The sequence below is a fragment of the Prauserella muralis genome (assembly GCF_003202285.1).
Lineage (GTDB): Bacteria > Actinomycetota > Actinomycetes > Mycobacteriales > Pseudonocardiaceae > Prauserella_B > Prauserella_B muralis.
The window spans coordinates 236,702-250,827 of the sequence record NZ_MASW01000006.1 but is presented as its reverse complement, the minus strand read 5'-3'; the positions used below and the strand labels follow the sequence as shown (position 1 = coordinate 250,827).

Here is a 14,126-nt window from a genome sequence, read left to right as displayed (position 1 = left end):
CCTGGCAAGCCCGGCAAGGGGTCGGGGAATGACGCCCTTATGACGCACTCGAGGGCCTAGCCGATCCCGGCGACTGTTTCCCCGCGCCCCTTGCCACGCTTGCCAGGTCCGCCCGGTTAACGCAGGCCAGGGGCGGTTTTCGCTGCGCGCCATTTCTGACCAACTGTCCACAGCGGACGGAGCCACGCCGTGCTCCGCCCGCGGTTTCCCCATGTCAAGAGAGGAAAGCGTGAGCAAGCTAGAGATCGTCCAGTCCGCCGACGAGCCCGGCTCCACCCGCGTGTTCGTGGACGGACACGACATTAGCGCGTCGGTAGCGAGCCTGGACCTGGCACTCGCCCCGGACCACGCCGAGGTAACGATGCGGATGTTCGTCCGGGAAGGGGACTTCCGACACGACTCGGTAACCACCTACGTCGACCAGGCGACCGCGGAGTCCCTCGTCGCCCTCGGCTGGACCCCGCCGGGGGTGACCGAGTGACCTTCGTCGACCCGCACGTCTCCGTGACACAGACCGACGACTACCTGTGGCGTCTGGACCGGCACTTGTTCTACGACGACCCGGACGACGGCCGCATGGGCGTTCGGCGGGGCTACGTGACCGACTTCGCAAGCGTGCCGCGCGCGATCTGGTGGTTAGTACCGACATACGGCAACTACACCCCCGCCGCCGTGCTTCACGATTTCCTCATCACTCACATGATTCCCGCCGGGGCCTTCTCGTCCCGCCGCGTGGATCGCATTTTCCGTGAGGCCATGCGTTCCCTCGGCGTGTCGTTCCCGCGCCGCTGGCTCATGTGGGCCGGGGTCCGCTGGGGCGCATTGCTCAACCCAACCCGCCGACGGGGCTCGCTCGCCACGCTGCCCGGCGTCCTGCTCGTCTCCCTGCTCGCGCTCCCGCTCGTGCTGCCTGCCCTCGCGGTGCTGCCGTCGCTGCTCGTCTTCGCGCTCCTCGAGCGCCTGCTCCCTGGAAGGACTGCCCGTGACTGACGTCGTGTTCCTGGACACCGAGACGACCGGCCTCGACCCGCTCCGCCACGAGGTGTGGGAGGTGGCCTACGCCGTGAACGACGGCCCGATCGTCACGGCCTACCTGCCGCACTCGCTCCGTACCGCGGACCCTGCGGCCCTCGAGATGAACGGCTACTGGGACCGCGCCCCGGTGGGTATGTCGCCCTGCTTCGGTGCGCTCGCCGACGTCGAGCTACGGCGGGCCCTCACAGGCGTGACGGTCGTCGGCTCGAACCCCGCGTTCGACACGGCTTTCCTCCGCGCCCGCTGGGGTGTAGCCCCGTGGCATTACCGCCTGCTCGACGTCGCGACCTACGCCATGCCTGTGCTCGGCTACGACCGACCGGCGAGCCTGAAGACCGTCACCGACGCCGTACGCGCGAACGGCTTCGAGGTCCCGGAGCCCGACCACTCCGCCGCCGGGGACGTCGAGACGCTCCGCGCGGTGTACTCCGCACTCGCCGAGCTTGCCGGGAGGCGCCGCCGATGACCACGACGAACGAAGGCCCCACCCCTACGCCCGTGCCGACCGCCGCCGTCGAGGCGGCGCGCGCGCAATTCCAGTTCGTTGATGAGGCGACGAGGTACTGCGTCGACCGGGCCCTCGGTGCCGCCGCCCCGCACGTCCGAGCTGCCGAGGACGAGGCGGAGGCCGAGCGCGCGGAGCGGTTGGCCGCCGATTACCGGGCCACGGCCTCGACGTTGTCCGGCCGCCACGACTTCCTCGACGGCTATCTGACCGCGCTAGAGGACTTCGCCGAAGGACTGCGCAAGCGTGCCGAGGAGTACCGGGAGGCCGCCCGTGGCTGACAAGTCGTTCCACGTAGTCCCGACGACCGAGGAGGCGCCCGGGTACCGCGACGCCTTCCCGCTCACCGTCGTGGACGAGTTCGGAAAGATCCACGGCCGCGCCCGGGACCGCGAGGAGGCGGAGGCCCGACGGGCCGTGGTCGAGTGGGAGCACTCGCTCCCCGTGGGGCAGCGGACGACTAGCCTACTGTCCGAGGTCCGCGCGGTTCACTCGAAGGCCCGCACGACGATCCAATGCGCGGAGCGACGGGGCGACCCCGACAACCCGTACGGCGTCGACCCGCTCGACTTCGAGGACCGCGAGATCCTCGCCGACCTACGCAGTGTCGTGAACCTCCTCGACCGTTGGAAGCGCACGGGCCGTCCGCCGAGGATGCCCGCCCACCTGAAGGGAGCCCCGCGTGACTAGGCCCCCACGAATCTGTCCGCTGTGCTCGGGCCCGGTCGCGGTTGAGAGGGTCCACGTCGGAGACCTCGACGACCCGTACCGCACAGTCCCCGGCCGGGTTCACTGCCTCGACCGGTGCGAGACCTGGTCGCCCGCCGAGCGTGCGCAGGTCCGCGAGCAGGCCGCGCTCCGCCGGTCCGTCGAGCGTCTCGTGGAGTTGCTCGAGCCGCTGGCGGTGCCGCAGCGGATCGTGTTCGGCCCTCCGGGCGTCACTTAATCCGGGACTTGGCCACCGCCGTGGCCCGCTGGAATTCCTGGTATGCCCGGTCTATCTCCTCGAGCGCCCGTCGGGCCCCGGCCGACTCTCCGTCACCGCCGGGCCCGCCGGGCCGCTCGGGGAGTTCGGCCCCGGGCCGCCGGACGTACCAACGCAGGAACGCGCGCACGGCGGAGGACCGGTCGGTCCCCATAGCCTCGGCGACCTCCCGTGCTTCCCGCCAGAGGTCCTCGTCCACGCGGATGTTCTGCGTCGGCGTGCGCGGTGCGTTCGGCATGACCCGAGGCTAGCACGGTGTCACTACACCCGGGAAGGTCCGGGGTTGCGGTGTAGATACACCCACTGCTACGGTGTATCTACACCAACCACCCACACCACCTAGGAGGTCCAAATGGCCACCATCTCCCTTCCCGCCGCCCCCGCCCTCGGCTCGACCGTCGAGGTGGACGGGCTCACCGTCGCCTATGGCGCCACCGCGCAGATGTGGCGCGTGTGGGACGTGCTCGCCGACGGCGCACGGGTCGGGCGTCTCTTCGAGGTGGCCGACGGTTCATTCCAGGTGGTCCCCGAGGGGGCCCCGCGGGTCCGCTGGTCGGACCGCTGGAACCGGCGGACCCTGCGGGGTGCGCTGCGCCTCCTCCGCCGGTCGCGCTGACCGGCCCGGGGCCCCGGCACCGACGACCGGGGCCCCCGTCGTTTCGAGAGGGTCACATGGACAAGGACTATCGAGCTGTCGCCCTGGCGCAGGCCGACGAGATGGAGCGCCAGGCGCGGCGAATCCGCGAGCTGATCCGCGAGCGGAACGACGCGACGTCGAATGCCGAGGCCGCCTATGACCTGGCAGAGCGGTACGCGCGCAAGGTTGGTGTGGACATCGCGCGCGACGACGTCCTCCGCTACGTCGAGCACTACTGGCAGCAGCGCGGCGGGCTGGAGCGGCGTCTACACCAGCACGACACTTTCCACTGGGACGTCCTCCGGATCCGCCACGAGCTGTCGAGGGCTACCGCCGCGCAGGTCGCGGCGACCCCGACGGCCGACCTCGTGGCCGCGCTCATCCGCCGGATCGACGCGGTGAATCCGCTCGGCCCGGCGCGCAAGTCGAGCGCGGAGCTGTTCCGACGGCCGGAGGCGCCGGGGCTTGTGGTGTAGATACACCCGATGATACGGTGTATCTACACCACGAACGAGGAGGACAGAGTGAACGCCTACCGGGTCAACGGAACCACCGCCGACGTCACCGAGTGCGAGCTTTGCGGCCGGGTCGAGCTGAAGGGGACCGTTGTCCTGGAGGCGCTCGACGTCGAGGGCATCGGAACCGGGGAGGTCGTCTACTTCGGCGCGCAGTGTGCCGCCCGCGCGGCCGGTTGGACTGTCCGGGAGGTCCGCAAGGCCGCGAAGTCAGCCGACGACCTCCGCCGCCGCGAGTTCGCCGCCCGGTTCCGTGCGTGGGCCCGCGACACCCTCGCCCTGGACGTGACCCGCCCGTACGCCCTCGCGGACTACCGCCACGCCACGGGGAAGACCCTCGGGGACCTCAAGGCGGAGTTCGCGGACGCGTCCGGCCTCCTCCCCGTCTGACGGGGCGCCCCTTGTGGTGTAGATACACCCATGCTACGGTGTACCTACACCACAGAGAGAACGGAGCCCGACATGATCCGCGCCCCCTTCCGCATCCGCCCCCGCGACTTCGACGCCCTCGAGGCGTTCGCCGCCGCGGAGCCCGCCCTCGCCGAGGCGGCGGAGGGCCTGGCGTGGCAGGGCGACCGCTTCTCGTGGGGCGCCTTCTTCGCCGCCCTCCGCGAGTTCCGCGCCCTGTACGCCTGACCGCCCGGGGCCCCCACCACCTGGAGGAACCATGCCCGCCAGCCCCGCCGCCTTCGTGACCGACACCGTCGAGGGCACCCTGTTCAACCTCCCCACCGAGGGGACCGTCCACAAGCGCAACCGCGAGATGCCGCGCGACCTCGAGCTTGCCCTCGAGCGCGGGGACGCCACACCGCGGGAGCGGCGCGAGATCGCGACGTACTACACCCCAGCCGCCGACGAGCGCGAGCGCATCCTCGCCGCCGCCCGCGCGGTGAAGCCGTTCCGCCCCGCGGCGCGACCCCGGGCCCCGCGCGCCCCGAAGCCGGGGGACGGCACGTTCTCGCCGAAGCCGGGCGCCCCGGGTTCCGCGGTGCGGGTGCTCGTGGTCGACGCGGACCACACGGTGCCGTCCTTCGTTGCCACGGGGTGCGTCATGTTCCCGGCCCCGGGCGGCCCCCGCGACGTGTGGGTCTCGCTGTGGGACGGCCGTACGCCGGTCGGCGTCCGTCTGACCCGGGACCTTGACGCGACCGAGGACGTCGTCCGCCTGCCCCGCGAGCGCGTCGAGGAGCTGCGGGAGATCCACGAGCGCGTCGCCGCCGCGTGACCAACCGCCCCGCGTGGCGCACGAGCCTAACTGCCCGTGCCCCGCGCGATCCGTTCAGCCTTCACCGCCCCCGGAGGACACCGTGAACCTAAAGCAGAAGCGAGCAGCCGCGTCCCTCCTCATCCGCGCCGCGGCCGAGGCCGCCGCGATGTACGGCGACGACCCCGAGAACTTTCCCGAGTGGGAAGACCTCCAGGGCGTGTCTGAAGGAGAGGTGGCCGAACAGTTCGCGCGATGGCTGCGCGGACTGCCCGGCGACGCCTGGGACGCCCGACTCCCGATGCCGGGCAAGCGGTGACCCGCCGACCCGGGGGAGCCGACCGCCCCGCGATCGAGGAGGCCCGCCACCCATGACCGCCAACCCCCGAGCCGCCGTCACGTGGTCGGGCTTCGCCGCCGTCGCCCTGGCCGCCGCCGTCTGGTCCTTCGCCAGCCTCCGGGCCCTGGCGGTCCGGTGTGGCACGCCCGCCGAGCTGGCGTGGCTGTTCCCGCTGGCGCTCGACGCAGCCGCCGCGGTCGCCACGCTGGTGTGGCTGGACGTGCGCCAGCCGACCCGCCCCCGCCACTTCGCCCGCGCGCTCGCGCTCGTGACTCTGGCGCTGTCGGTGGCGGGCAACGCGGCGGACCACGCCCTCGCGGCCTACCACCTGGCGCCGCCGTGGTGGGGCGTGGTGACGGTGGCCGCGATCCCGCCCGCTGTCCTCGGCGCAGTCGCCCACCTGGCGGCCCTGGCGACCGCCCGCCCGGCGCCCGCCCGGTCCGATCCGCCGCCCGCACCGCCTCACCCGGCGCCAGCGCCAGCACCCGAGCCGCCAGCGCCAGCGCCCGCGCCAGTCCGCCCGGCACCCGCCCGCCCGGCGCCAGCGACCGACCTCCTCGAGCGCGCCCGCCAGCTACGGGCCGCCACGCCGACGATCGGGCGGGGCCGCCTGGCGTCCGAGTTGGGCGTGTCGACGCACACCGCCCGCCAGCTTCTCGCCACCCTCGACCAGGAGCGCCAACCGGCGCCGGAAACGGAGTCAGCGTGACCGACGTCGAGCCTTGGACCGCCTGCCCGCGATGCGGCGTCGAGCGCTTCCACCTGTTCGGGCGCCGCCGACTCGTAGCGACCGGTCGCCGAGTCAGTATGGCCGTGCCGCCGCCCTTCCCGACCGCGTCGAGGTACTCGCCGGACGAGCTGCCCGTGGACGTGCCAGGCTTCCGCGAGGTCCCGGCCGCCGAGCTGGTGGAGGAGATCGCTCGGGAGTGCCGGGGGTGTGGGGCCACGTGGCAGGAACGCACCGGGCACCGCTCGGCCCGTCCGTTCCCCTCCTCGAGCCCGTGCGAGCCCTCGTGCGTGCTCTCCCTCGCCGACGAGGTGTGCGGCCGGTGCGGCACCGAGCGCGAGCCGGGGAGTCTGGCCCGCGACCTGGACCGGCCGATGCTTTGGTGGGCCGCGGGTGGCGCCGTGCACCTGCGGGGCCGCCCGTGAGTGAATGGGCCTTCGACGTCGGCGTGTCCAGCCACGAGCTACTCCGCGAGGGGGTGACCGTGGGACAGTGGGTGCGCGTCGAGGTGGCCGCGGAGTCCTATCTCGAGGCCGCGGAGGTCGCTATCCAGATGGCCGGGGTAGTCGGGTACGCGACGGATTGCCTGTACGTCGAGTGACGGTTGTGGTGTGGTGTCACCTGGTGCTAAGGTGTACCTACACCACGAGAGGGGTCACCATGCAACTGTTCACCCTCCTGGCGCTGCTGTTCGTCGCGACTGTGCGCGGCGTGCTGTTCATTGCCGCCGGGCTGGTCTACGCCGCGTGGTGCCTCCTGTGGGCGCTGGCGATTCTGGTCCGGGACGCCGCGCTCGAGGTGCGCGACGCGGCGCGCCGCCGCTGAGCACACGAGAAGCCCCACCCTGGTATCCCCGGGGTGGGGCTTTTCGCGTTTCTGGTCCCGTTTACTGCCTGCGCCTCATCACGAGCACCCACAGGATGCCCGCGAGCAGGAGCACGACGGCGAGCGCCGGTTGGTTCAGCGCCAGCAGCACGAGCAGTACGGCGTAGACGCCGATGAACGCGCCGTTCGCGGCGATGCTGGCCGCCGCCCGCCCTTTCGACGGGGGTCTGTCCGGCATGGTCCCCTCCTCGGGGTCGTCGTCCGGGATAAGCGACCCCGACTCATCGTAGAGGTCTTCGGACCCGTCCGGGCGAACGCGCCAGCTCAAGGCGAACCACCCCCTCGGGCCCCCACGAGATCCCCGAGGGCGAGCCACACCTCCGCGCGGTGCTGGGCGTGCTTCGCCCCGCGTGCTCGGAGGGGTTGCGTGGTCCCCTGCGGGCCGGAGAGGCACCACGGGTACTTGTCCTCGGGTGTCTCCCGCAGCTCCCACGCCGTTTCGCCCCACACCACGCGAAAGCGCGAGGGGGATAGCGGCGTCCAGGTCTTCCCGCTCATGACTCAGCCCGCCCGAGCCGGGGCTGTATCGCTTGGCCCCTGGCCCTGGCGGGCTGAGAGTCAAGCGACCTTCTCAGCGCGTACGCGCTGTCCGCGTGGGTGTTCATTCTGTTGTCCTATGTCCGGCCCCCGGCCTCCACACGCGCGGGGGCGTGTGTGACCAGGGTAACGCAGGCCTAGGCGGACGTCACGATGTAGTGCGTGTGTCCGACCCTCACGGACGGGGCCTGGAGCTGGAGCGACTCAACGCCCGCCACGGCCTGCTCGTAGAGGTAGTCCTTCCCGAAGTGCTGCCACCCTTCGGCCACTCGGAGAAGCTCCTGGATTAGCTCGGCGCGTGTGCCGCGGACCTCCGGTGCGGCTCGTGTCTGCTCCACGCCGCCCACGGTACCGAACCGCGCCTAGGCTGTCGGCGTGCACATCGGCGCCCGCGTACTGCTGCTCGACCCGGACGACCGGGTCCTGTTACTGCTCTCCGTCGACCCTGACGAGCCCCGGCGGAGGTGGTGGGACCTGCCCGGCGGGAAGCGGGAGGGCCGGGAGGACCTGGCCGACACGGCACGCCGTGAGCTGGTCGAGGAGACCGGGCTGGAGCCCGACACCCTCGAGCGCGTCCTGTGGGAGCGCGAGGCGCGGTACCGCTTCCGCGGCCAGCGCTGGCACCGCCGGGACACGACGTTCCTCGGGCGCCTGGCGGCGCCTGCACCCGCGAAGGTCCGCGAACGGTCGAACCTGCTCGACGCGCGGTGGTGGACGCTCGAGGAGGTGCGGCGGAGCGCGGAGAAGTTCCTGCCGCCGGAGCTGCCTCGTCTACTCGCCGAGGTGCTCGACGGAGGCCTGCGCGACCCCGTCGTCCTGGAGTGGGGTTTAGATGTGTCATAGCTGTAAGTACGTGGACTCGTATTTCTGGGTGGTCACGCGGTTCACTGGACTGGACGGCGTGGCGGCGATCCGCGGCTGGTCGGGCATCACCACCGTGGTGTGGCTGGGCTCGCTGCCCCTGGTGCTGCTTGCTGGAGCTGTTCTGTGACGAAGGCACACGTGCTGGTCATCGGCGACGATCTGACCGGAAGCAACGCGACCGGTGCGCGGTTCGCGCGCGCCGGCCTGCGCACGGTGTCGGTCAGCGGCGTCGACCGGGTGGTGTGCGCCGACGGCGCGGACGTCGTCGTGCTCAACCTGGGCACGCGGCACCGCGACGCCACCACCGCCAGGGCGCTCGTGCAGGAGGCCGTCAAGGCCGTGGCGCCCGTCGAGCTGCTCGCCAAGCGGGTCGACACCACCCTCCGCGGCAACGTGGGCGCCGAGGTGGATGCCGTGCTCGACGTGGCCGAGCCCGGCACGCGTGCGCTCGTCGTGCCCGCCTTCCCCGAGGCCGGGCGCACCACCGTCGGCGGGCTGCACCTCGTCGACGGCGTTCCGCTCGCCGAGACCTCCGCCGCGCGCGACCCGCTGACCCCGGTCGCGCACTCGCGGGTGGCGACGATCCTGCGCCAGGGCACGCGACGCGACATCGCGGAGGTGCCGCTCGACGTCGTCCAGTCCGGTGTGGACGCCGTCGCCGACCGCCTTGCCGCCATCCGGGCGCCGATCGTCGTGTGCGACGCGACGATCAACGCGCACCTCGGCGTCATCGCCGAGGCCGCGGCCGCGGTGCGGCGCCGGCAGGCGATCCGGTGGGTCTCCGTCGACAGTGGACCGTTCGCGGTGCTGCTGGCCACGGCGCTGGGCATCGGGCCGGGCGTGAGCCCGCTGCCGCCGGTGCTCGCGGTGGTCGGCAGCATCACCGGCACCACCGGCGACCAGGTGCGGGAGCTGGAGCAGGTGATGCGCGCGCGGTTCGTCGAGGTCGGCCTGGAACGACTCGACGCCCGTGCCGTCGCGACGGAGGCGGCCGCACTGCTCACCCCCGGGGCCAGGGTGGTCGGCATCCGCACCCGCCCGCCCGCGCCGGGGGAGCGGGTCGACCACGACACGGCCGCGCGCATTCCGCGGGTGCTGGCCGAGGCGGCCGCGATCCTGCTCGCCGAGCACCGCTTCGGCGGGCTCTACGCGACCGGCGGCGACATCGCCGAGGCCACCACCGCCGCGCTCGCCAGCGACGGGTTCGCCATCGACACCGAGGTGCTGCCGCTGGCGGTGGCCGGCAGCCTCGTCGGCGGCCCGCACGACGGCCTGCCGTTCGCCACGAAGGGCGGGCTCATCGGCGACCGCAACGCCGCCGTCGCCTGTGTGGAGCACCTGATCAGCGTCATCGCGCAACGCGAGAGAGGAAGGTCGCAGTGACCAGCACCGAACGCCCGATCCTGGCCGTCACCCTCGGAGATCCCGTCGGGATCGGGCCGGAGATCACCGCCCGCACGCTGTCCGAGCCCGCCGCCACCGAGCAGGCGCGCCCGCTGGCCGTCGGCGACGCCGCGGTGCTGCGGCGCGCGGTCGAGGTGTGCAAGCTCGACGCCGAGGTCAACGCCGTGGGTTCGGTGAGCGAGGCGCGGTTCGAACCCGGCGTGATCGACGTGCTCGACCTCGGCATCGCGCCCGCCGACCTGCCGTGGGGCGTGGTCGACGGCACCGCGGGCCGCTCGGCCGTCGCCGCCATCGAGGCCGCCACCAGGGCCGCGCTCGCGCGCGAGGTCGACGCCGTCGTCACCTCGCCCATCAACAAGGAGGCGATCTGGGCCGCCGGGTCGCAGCACCTCGGGCACACCGAGATGCTGGGCGAGCTCACCGGCTCCACCCGGTTCAACACCATGTTCTGGGTGCGGGGCCTGAAGATCTTCTTCGCCACCCGGCACCTGTCGCTGCGCGAGGCGCTGGACGCGATGACCAAGCCGAACATCGAGCACTCGATCCGCGAGGCCTACACGGCACTGCAGGTGTTCGGCACCAGCGAGCCGAGGCTGGCCGTCGCCGCGCTCAACCCGCACGGCGGCGAGAACGGCAAGTTCGGCGACGAGGAGATCGTGGCCATCGCGCCGGCCGTGGAGGCCGCCAGGGCCGCCGGGCTGAACGTCACCGGCCCCGTGCCCGCCGACTCGGTGTTCCACCAGGGCCTCGAGGGCCGCTATGACGGCGTGCTCTCGCTGTACCACGACCAGGGCCACATCGCCTCGAAGACCGTCGACTTCCACGGCACGGTGTCGGTGACCGTCGGGCTGCCGATCCTGCGCACGTCGGTGGACCACGGCACCGCGTTCGACATCGCGGGCACCGGCAAGGCCGACGCGGGCACGATGCGCGCGGCGTTCCGGGCCGCCGTGGAGCTGGCGCCGTTCGCGGGCAAGCTGCGCGAGGTGTACCCGCCGTCGGCGCCCGTGCGGTCGTAGGGTGCGCTGGTGACCGTTCCCCGCGAGTCCACGACGCAGCGCCGGTCGATGCTGCTGGCCGCCGTCCGCGGCGGTGACCGCAGCATCCAGCAGCTCGCCGAGCAGTTCGGCGTGTCGCCGTCGACCATCCGGCGCGACCTCACCGAGCTGGCGCGCGAGGGGCACGTCGTGCGGACCTACGGCGGGGCGCTGGACACCGGGCACAGCGTGGAGCGGACGCTGCGGGAGAAGGACGCCAGCCACGCCGAGGAGAAGAACGCCGTGGCCAGGGCGGCGGCCGAGCTGGTGCGCGACGGTGACGTGGTGCTGCTCGACGCGGGCACCACCACCGGACGGCTCGCGCACCATCTTGCGGGCCGCTCGGGCCTGACGGTGGTGACCAACGGCGTCACCGTGCTGCTGGCGCTGGCCGACAGCCCGGACATCGAGGTCGTGGTGCTCGGCGGGCGGCTGCGCCATCCCAACGAGGCCATTCTCGGTGCGACGGTGGAGCAGCAACTGCGCCACATCACGCCGGACAGGGTGTTCCTCGGCGCCGACGGGCTCACCGCCGAGCGCGGCCTGTGCTGCCCGACGCTGGAGCAGTCCCAGCTCAAGCACACCATGCTGCACGCGGGACGCGAGGCGTTCGTGCTCGTGGACCATTCCAAGCTGGGCAGCGAGCCGTTCTCCTACTGGGCGCCGATGGACGCCGAGCACACGGTCGTCGTCGACGACACCGACCCGGAGGCGCTGCGGCCGTTCGAGTCGGTGCCCGGCTGCACGCTGCTGCCCGTGCACGCCTGACCCGCCGGGCGTCAGCCGTGTTCGTCGGCGAGGATCACCGTCCGGCAGGCCAGATGCAGGGCCAGGCGTTCGTCACGTCGCCGGAGGTCGACACCCAGCACGCGCTCGATGCGCTGCACCCTGGCGGCCACGGTGTTGCGGTGCACGCCGAGCACGGCGGCCGTCTCGGCCAGCGACGACTCGGCGTCGAGGTAGGCGGCCAGCGTGCGCACCAGATCGCCGGGCAGCTCGCGCAGCGGCGCCAGCAACGCCCGCGCGGCGGGCTCGAAGGTGTCCGTGCGGGTCCACTCCAGCAGCAACTGCGCCATGCCCAGCTGATCGACGTGCAGGAAGTGACCGGTCTCCGGGCGGGTCGCCGCCAGCCGGGCGGCGTCGCCCGCCTCGGCGATGGTCGCGGCCAGCCCCTCGGGCCGTGGGTGCGGCCTTCCGACGCCCATGTGCGCGCCCACGCTGCGGCCCAGCTCCCGGTGCGCCGCCCGCAGCCGCGCCGCCAGGTCCCGCACCTGACCGGCCACCGGCTCCTGGGCGAACGTCGTCCACGCCGTCCAGCCGTCACCGTGCTCCACGACCACGGCGTCGATCCCCTCGCCCCGCAGCGCCCGCGCCACGTCGGCGCCGCGCGCCACGTTGTCCACCGACGCCGGGGTGCCGATCCGGATGCCGACGTGCCAGCCGCCGAGCCGCCAGCCCGCGTCGGCGGCCCGCCTGCGCAGGTCGGCGTCCGGTTCGGCGTCCAGCCGCAGCAGGTCGCCCAGCAACGCCGACCGGGAGCGGGCGTCCCGCTCCAGCTCCAGGCGGTGGGCCAGCAGCCAGCGCTGCACGGCGCCCGCCGCCACGGCCAGCGCGGGCGGCACCACGCCGGCGCGGGCGGCGGCCGTGCCGTGCAGCCGGACCGCCAGCCACAGCGCGGGACGGGAGGCCGAGGGCAGCAGCGCCGGATGCGCGAGCAGCACACCGTCGGACAGCTCGATCCGCTGCGGCACGGGCTCGCCCGGTCGCAGGAGCCCGGCAGCCCCGGACTCACCCGCCAGCACGCCGCCCTGGTCGTCCAGTAGCGCCACCGGCGCCCGCAGCAGCCCGCTCAACACGGCCACGATCTCCTCGGGCGGGCGCAGCCGGTCGGTCAGCGCCTCGTGCGTGGCGAGCAGCAGCTCGGCCCGGTCCAGTTCCGGCTCCGCGAGCGCCAGCCGCGCCGCCACCAGCCTCTCCAGTGGCGCCTCGGCCGTGACCAGCACCGGAACACCGAGCCGGTCACCGAGCCTGCGCGTGCCCTCCAGCAGGTCGTCCACCGGCAGCAGCACCCCGGCGCCACCGCCGTCGGCGACGCGGCGCAGCAGCGCGTCGATCCGCCAGTCTCCCGGCCGCATCGGGCCCGCGACCACCACCAGTTCGCCCTGCGTGACGGGATGATCGGGTGCCGGGCCGGGCGAGGGGCGCACGTCGCGCACCTCCCGGCCGAGCCCGGCCGTTCCGGCCAGCACCCGCACGCTCTGCGCCCACTCCGGCAGTGCCAGCAGCGCGCGCAGCGTCACCGCCGTCATGACAGCACCGGGTCGCAGTCGATGCCGAACGCCCTCGGCGCCAGCACCGGCAGCCGCGCGGGGTGGGTCCAGAACGGGGCGGCGGCCAGCCGGAGCACCGCCACCTCCACCCCGTGCCGCACGGCGTCGCACAGGATCGGCGCGCCGGTGCGCCGGTCGAGCACCGCGAGAACGTCCGGAGTGGACGCCACGGGCCGGCCGTCGCGCAGTGCCAGCAGGTACTCGTTCTCCATCTCCAGGCGCAGCAACGACTTCGTGGCGTGGTCGGAGACGGCGACGCTGCCGCGCCCGAACCCGGCCCTGCCGTGCCGGGCGGGCCCCTGCCAGCGGGACACCTCGATCACCCGGCCCAGCGCGAGCACCTCCCCGCCCGTCGCCCGTGCGAGCCGCTCGCGGTCCGGGCTGTCCCCGACCGCCAGCGCACGCGAGCCGAGCGCGAGCGCGGCGCTCGTCGTGGCGGGCATCGCACAGCCGGCCAGCTCACCGGCCGGGATGGGTGCCAGCGCGAGCACGGCCCAGCCGCCGCCACTGGTGATGAACGCCCGTGCCGTGCGTTCCACGTCGGCCGCCGTGCCCGTGGTGAGCACCAGCACCTGCCCGCTCGACTCGGCCAGCGCGGCGGGCGTGAGCCCCCGCCCCACGGCGGCCAGCGACAGCTGGTCGAGCCGTGGCAGGCCGCGCCCGGAAAGGTCGGCGTCCACATACGACAGACCGAGTTCGGCCGCCGCGACCAGCGGCAGCAGCCCGTTCAGCCCACCGACCTCGATGGACATCAGCGCGTCCGCCCGCTCGCCCGTCCACCGCTCGATGGCGGCCACCGCGGCGCGGAACTCGCCGCCACCGGCCAGCTTCTCGTCGAACACGGCGGTGGCGCCGACCAGGCCCACCGGCACCACCCGCGCCCCGGCAGGCAGGTCCCCGGCCGGGGTCAGCGTGACCTCGCCGCCCGCCGCCAGCCGGGCGCGCAGCAGCATGGCCCCGGTGACCGTCTCGCCGCCGCCACCGGAGCCGAGCAGGGCGACGCCGCGTTCCAGTGCGGGCACGTCGGCGGGATCGATGCGCATGCGGACAGTGTGCACGGCTTCAGCGGGGTCAGGTCACAGGTTGGCACCCGCAGGTCGCCCGGCGGCGAGCCGAAGGGC

The 14,126-nt window shown here is 73.3% G+C and carries 26 protein-coding genes; 21 read left to right on the top strand and 5 right to left on the bottom strand.

Annotation, left to right across the window (positions count from 1 at the left end; translation table 11 throughout):
• Nucleotides 1–229: 229 nt before the first annotated feature.
• From BAY60_RS26510 to BAY60_RS26485, 6 genes are read left to right on the top strand one after another with little or no spacing between them, the layout of a single operon-like run.
• Complete coding sequence (locus BAY60_RS26510) at nt 230–481, top strand: hypothetical protein (protein WP_112283975.1); 252 nt, start codon at nt 230–232, stop codon at nt 479–481.
• Nucleotides 478–990, top strand: a complete 513-nt coding sequence (locus tag BAY60_RS37625) for a DUF1353 domain-containing protein (RefSeq protein ID WP_211330475.1) — start codon at nt 478–480, stop codon at nt 988–990. Before BAY60_RS26510 ends, BAY60_RS37625 begins: the two co-directional genes overlap by 4 nt.
• Nucleotides 983–1,501 (top strand): 3'-5' exonuclease, encoded by a 519-nt coding sequence (locus tag BAY60_RS26500; protein ID WP_112283973.1) that lies wholly within the window; start codon nt 983–985, stop codon nt 1,499–1,501. The genes BAY60_RS37625 and BAY60_RS26500 overlap by 8 nt, the downstream gene beginning before the upstream one ends.
• Nucleotides 1,498–1,821, top strand: a complete 324-nt coding sequence (locus tag BAY60_RS26495) for a hypothetical protein (protein WP_112283971.1) — start codon at nt 1,498–1,500, stop codon at nt 1,819–1,821. The genes BAY60_RS26500 and BAY60_RS26495 overlap by 4 nt, the downstream gene beginning before the upstream one ends.
• Nucleotides 1,814–2,230, top strand: coding sequence for a hypothetical protein (locus BAY60_RS26490; RefSeq protein ID WP_112283969.1), 417 nt, complete (start codon nt 1,814–1,816; stop codon nt 2,228–2,230). Before BAY60_RS26495 ends, BAY60_RS26490 begins: the two co-directional genes overlap by 8 nt.
• Nucleotides 2,223–2,486 carry a hypothetical protein gene (locus tag BAY60_RS26485; protein WP_112283967.1) on the top strand — a complete coding sequence of 88 codons (264 nt, stop codon included), beginning with the start codon at nt 2,223–2,225 and terminating at the stop codon, nt 2,484–2,486. The genes BAY60_RS26490 and BAY60_RS26485 overlap by 8 nt, the downstream gene beginning before the upstream one ends.
• Here BAY60_RS26485 and BAY60_RS26480 read toward each other — a convergent pair.
• Entirely contained in the window at nt 2,479–2,763 is a 285-nt protein-coding gene (locus BAY60_RS26480; protein WP_112283966.1) for a hypothetical protein, read from the bottom strand. The two genes, BAY60_RS26485 and BAY60_RS26480, sit on opposite strands and share 8 nt — an antisense overlap.
• 114 nt (nt 2,764–2,877) lie before the next feature.
• On the opposite strand from BAY60_RS26480, the gene BAY60_RS26475 reads away from it, so the two are divergent.
• From BAY60_RS26475 to BAY60_RS37320, 10 genes are all read left to right on the top strand, one after another.
• A complete protein-coding gene (locus BAY60_RS26475) occupies nt 2,878–3,141 on the top strand; it encodes a hypothetical protein (RefSeq protein WP_112283964.1) in 264 nt (87 codons plus the stop codon).
• Between the two features lie 56 nt (nt 3,142–3,197).
• Nucleotides 3,198–3,638 carry a hypothetical protein gene (locus BAY60_RS26470; RefSeq protein ID WP_112283962.1) on the top strand — a complete coding sequence of 147 codons (441 nt, stop codon included), beginning with the start codon at nt 3,198–3,200 and terminating at the stop codon, nt 3,636–3,638.
• Nucleotides 3,639–3,686: 48 nt separating this feature from the next.
• Nucleotides 3,687–4,067 carry a hypothetical protein gene (locus BAY60_RS26465; protein ID WP_112283960.1) on the top strand — a complete coding sequence of 127 codons (381 nt, stop codon included), beginning with the start codon at nt 3,687–3,689 and terminating at the stop codon, nt 4,065–4,067.
• Between the two features lie 72 nt (nt 4,068–4,139).
• Nucleotides 4,140–4,313, top strand: a complete 174-nt coding sequence (locus BAY60_RS37325) for a hypothetical protein (protein WP_170160562.1) — start codon at nt 4,140–4,142, stop codon at nt 4,311–4,313.
• A 31-nt stretch (nt 4,314–4,344) separates the two neighbouring features.
• Complete coding sequence (locus BAY60_RS26455; RefSeq protein WP_112283957.1) at nt 4,345–4,902, top strand: hypothetical protein; 558 nt, start codon at nt 4,345–4,347, stop codon at nt 4,900–4,902.
• Nucleotides 4,903–4,984: 82 nt separating this feature from the next.
• Nucleotides 4,985–5,200: a hypothetical protein gene (locus tag BAY60_RS26450; RefSeq protein ID WP_112283955.1), complete on the top strand. Its 216-nt coding sequence runs from the start codon at nt 4,985–4,987 to the stop codon at nt 5,198–5,200.
• Between the two features lie 52 nt (nt 5,201–5,252).
• Nucleotides 5,253–5,930, top strand: a complete 678-nt coding sequence (locus tag BAY60_RS26445; protein WP_112283953.1) for a DUF2637 domain-containing protein — start codon at nt 5,253–5,255, stop codon at nt 5,928–5,930.
• Between the two features lie 98 nt (nt 5,931–6,028).
• Nucleotides 6,029–6,373 (top strand): hypothetical protein, encoded by a 345-nt coding sequence (locus BAY60_RS26440; RefSeq protein WP_147239499.1) that lies wholly within the window; start codon nt 6,029–6,031, stop codon nt 6,371–6,373.
• A complete protein-coding gene (locus BAY60_RS26435; RefSeq protein WP_112283950.1) occupies nt 6,370–6,549 on the top strand; it encodes a hypothetical protein in 180 nt (59 codons plus the stop codon). The genes BAY60_RS26440 and BAY60_RS26435 overlap by 4 nt, the downstream gene beginning before the upstream one ends.
• Nucleotides 6,550–6,608: 59 nt before the next feature.
• Entirely contained in the window at nt 6,609–6,773 is a 165-nt protein-coding gene (locus BAY60_RS37320; RefSeq protein ID WP_170160561.1) for a hypothetical protein, read from the top strand.
• A gap of 61 nt (nt 6,774–6,834) precedes the next feature.
• Here the strand turns inward: BAY60_RS37320 and BAY60_RS37315 are convergent, their stop codons facing one another.
• Together BAY60_RS37315 and BAY60_RS26430 are read right to left on the bottom strand one after the other, a co-directional pair.
• Nucleotides 6,835–7,011, bottom strand: a complete 177-nt coding sequence (locus BAY60_RS37315) for a hypothetical protein (protein ID WP_170160560.1) — start codon at nt 7,009–7,011, stop codon at nt 6,835–6,837.
• Between the two features lie 496 nt (nt 7,012–7,507).
• Nucleotides 7,508–7,708 (bottom strand): hypothetical protein, encoded by a 201-nt coding sequence (locus BAY60_RS26430; RefSeq protein WP_112283948.1) that lies wholly within the window; start codon nt 7,706–7,708, stop codon nt 7,508–7,510.
• Between the two features lie 37 nt (nt 7,709–7,745).
• On the opposite strand from BAY60_RS26430, the gene BAY60_RS26425 reads away from it, so the two are divergent.
• From BAY60_RS26425 to BAY60_RS26410, 5 genes are read left to right on the top strand one after another with little or no spacing between them, the layout of a single operon-like run.
• Nucleotides 7,746–8,213: an NUDIX domain-containing protein gene (locus BAY60_RS26425; RefSeq protein WP_112283946.1), complete on the top strand. Its 468-nt coding sequence runs from the start codon at nt 7,746–7,748 to the stop codon at nt 8,211–8,213.
• A gap of 10 nt (nt 8,214–8,223) precedes the next feature.
• Nucleotides 8,224–8,361: a hypothetical protein gene (locus tag BAY60_RS37310; RefSeq protein ID WP_170160550.1), complete on the top strand. Its 138-nt coding sequence runs from the start codon at nt 8,224–8,226 to the stop codon at nt 8,359–8,361.
• Nucleotides 8,358–9,617 carry a four-carbon acid sugar kinase family protein gene (locus BAY60_RS26420; RefSeq protein WP_245992822.1) on the top strand — a complete coding sequence of 420 codons (1,260 nt, stop codon included), beginning with the start codon at nt 8,358–8,360 and terminating at the stop codon, nt 9,615–9,617. Before BAY60_RS37310 ends, BAY60_RS26420 begins: the two co-directional genes overlap by 4 nt.
• Nucleotides 9,614–10,657 (top strand): 4-hydroxythreonine-4-phosphate dehydrogenase PdxA, encoded by a 1,044-nt coding sequence (gene pdxA, locus BAY60_RS26415; protein WP_112283945.1) that lies wholly within the window; start codon nt 9,614–9,616, stop codon nt 10,655–10,657. Before BAY60_RS26420 ends, pdxA begins: the two co-directional genes overlap by 4 nt.
• 9 nt (nt 10,658–10,666) lie before the next feature.
• A complete protein-coding gene (locus tag BAY60_RS26410) occupies nt 10,667–11,443 on the top strand; it encodes a DeoR/GlpR family DNA-binding transcription regulator (protein ID WP_112283943.1) in 777 nt (258 codons plus the stop codon).
• An 11-nt stretch (nt 11,444–11,454) separates the two neighbouring features.
• Here BAY60_RS26410 and BAY60_RS26405 read toward each other — a convergent pair whose 3' ends face one another.
• Entirely contained in the window at nt 11,455–12,984 is a 1,530-nt protein-coding gene (locus BAY60_RS26405; RefSeq protein ID WP_245992821.1) for a helix-turn-helix domain-containing protein, read from the bottom strand.
• Entirely contained in the window at nt 12,981–14,048 is a 1,068-nt protein-coding gene (locus BAY60_RS26400) for an S-methyl thiohydantoin desulfurase family protein (RefSeq protein ID WP_112283942.1), read from the bottom strand. The genes BAY60_RS26405 and BAY60_RS26400 overlap by 4 nt, the downstream gene beginning before the upstream one ends.
• Nucleotides 14,049–14,126: the final 78 nt, after the last annotated feature.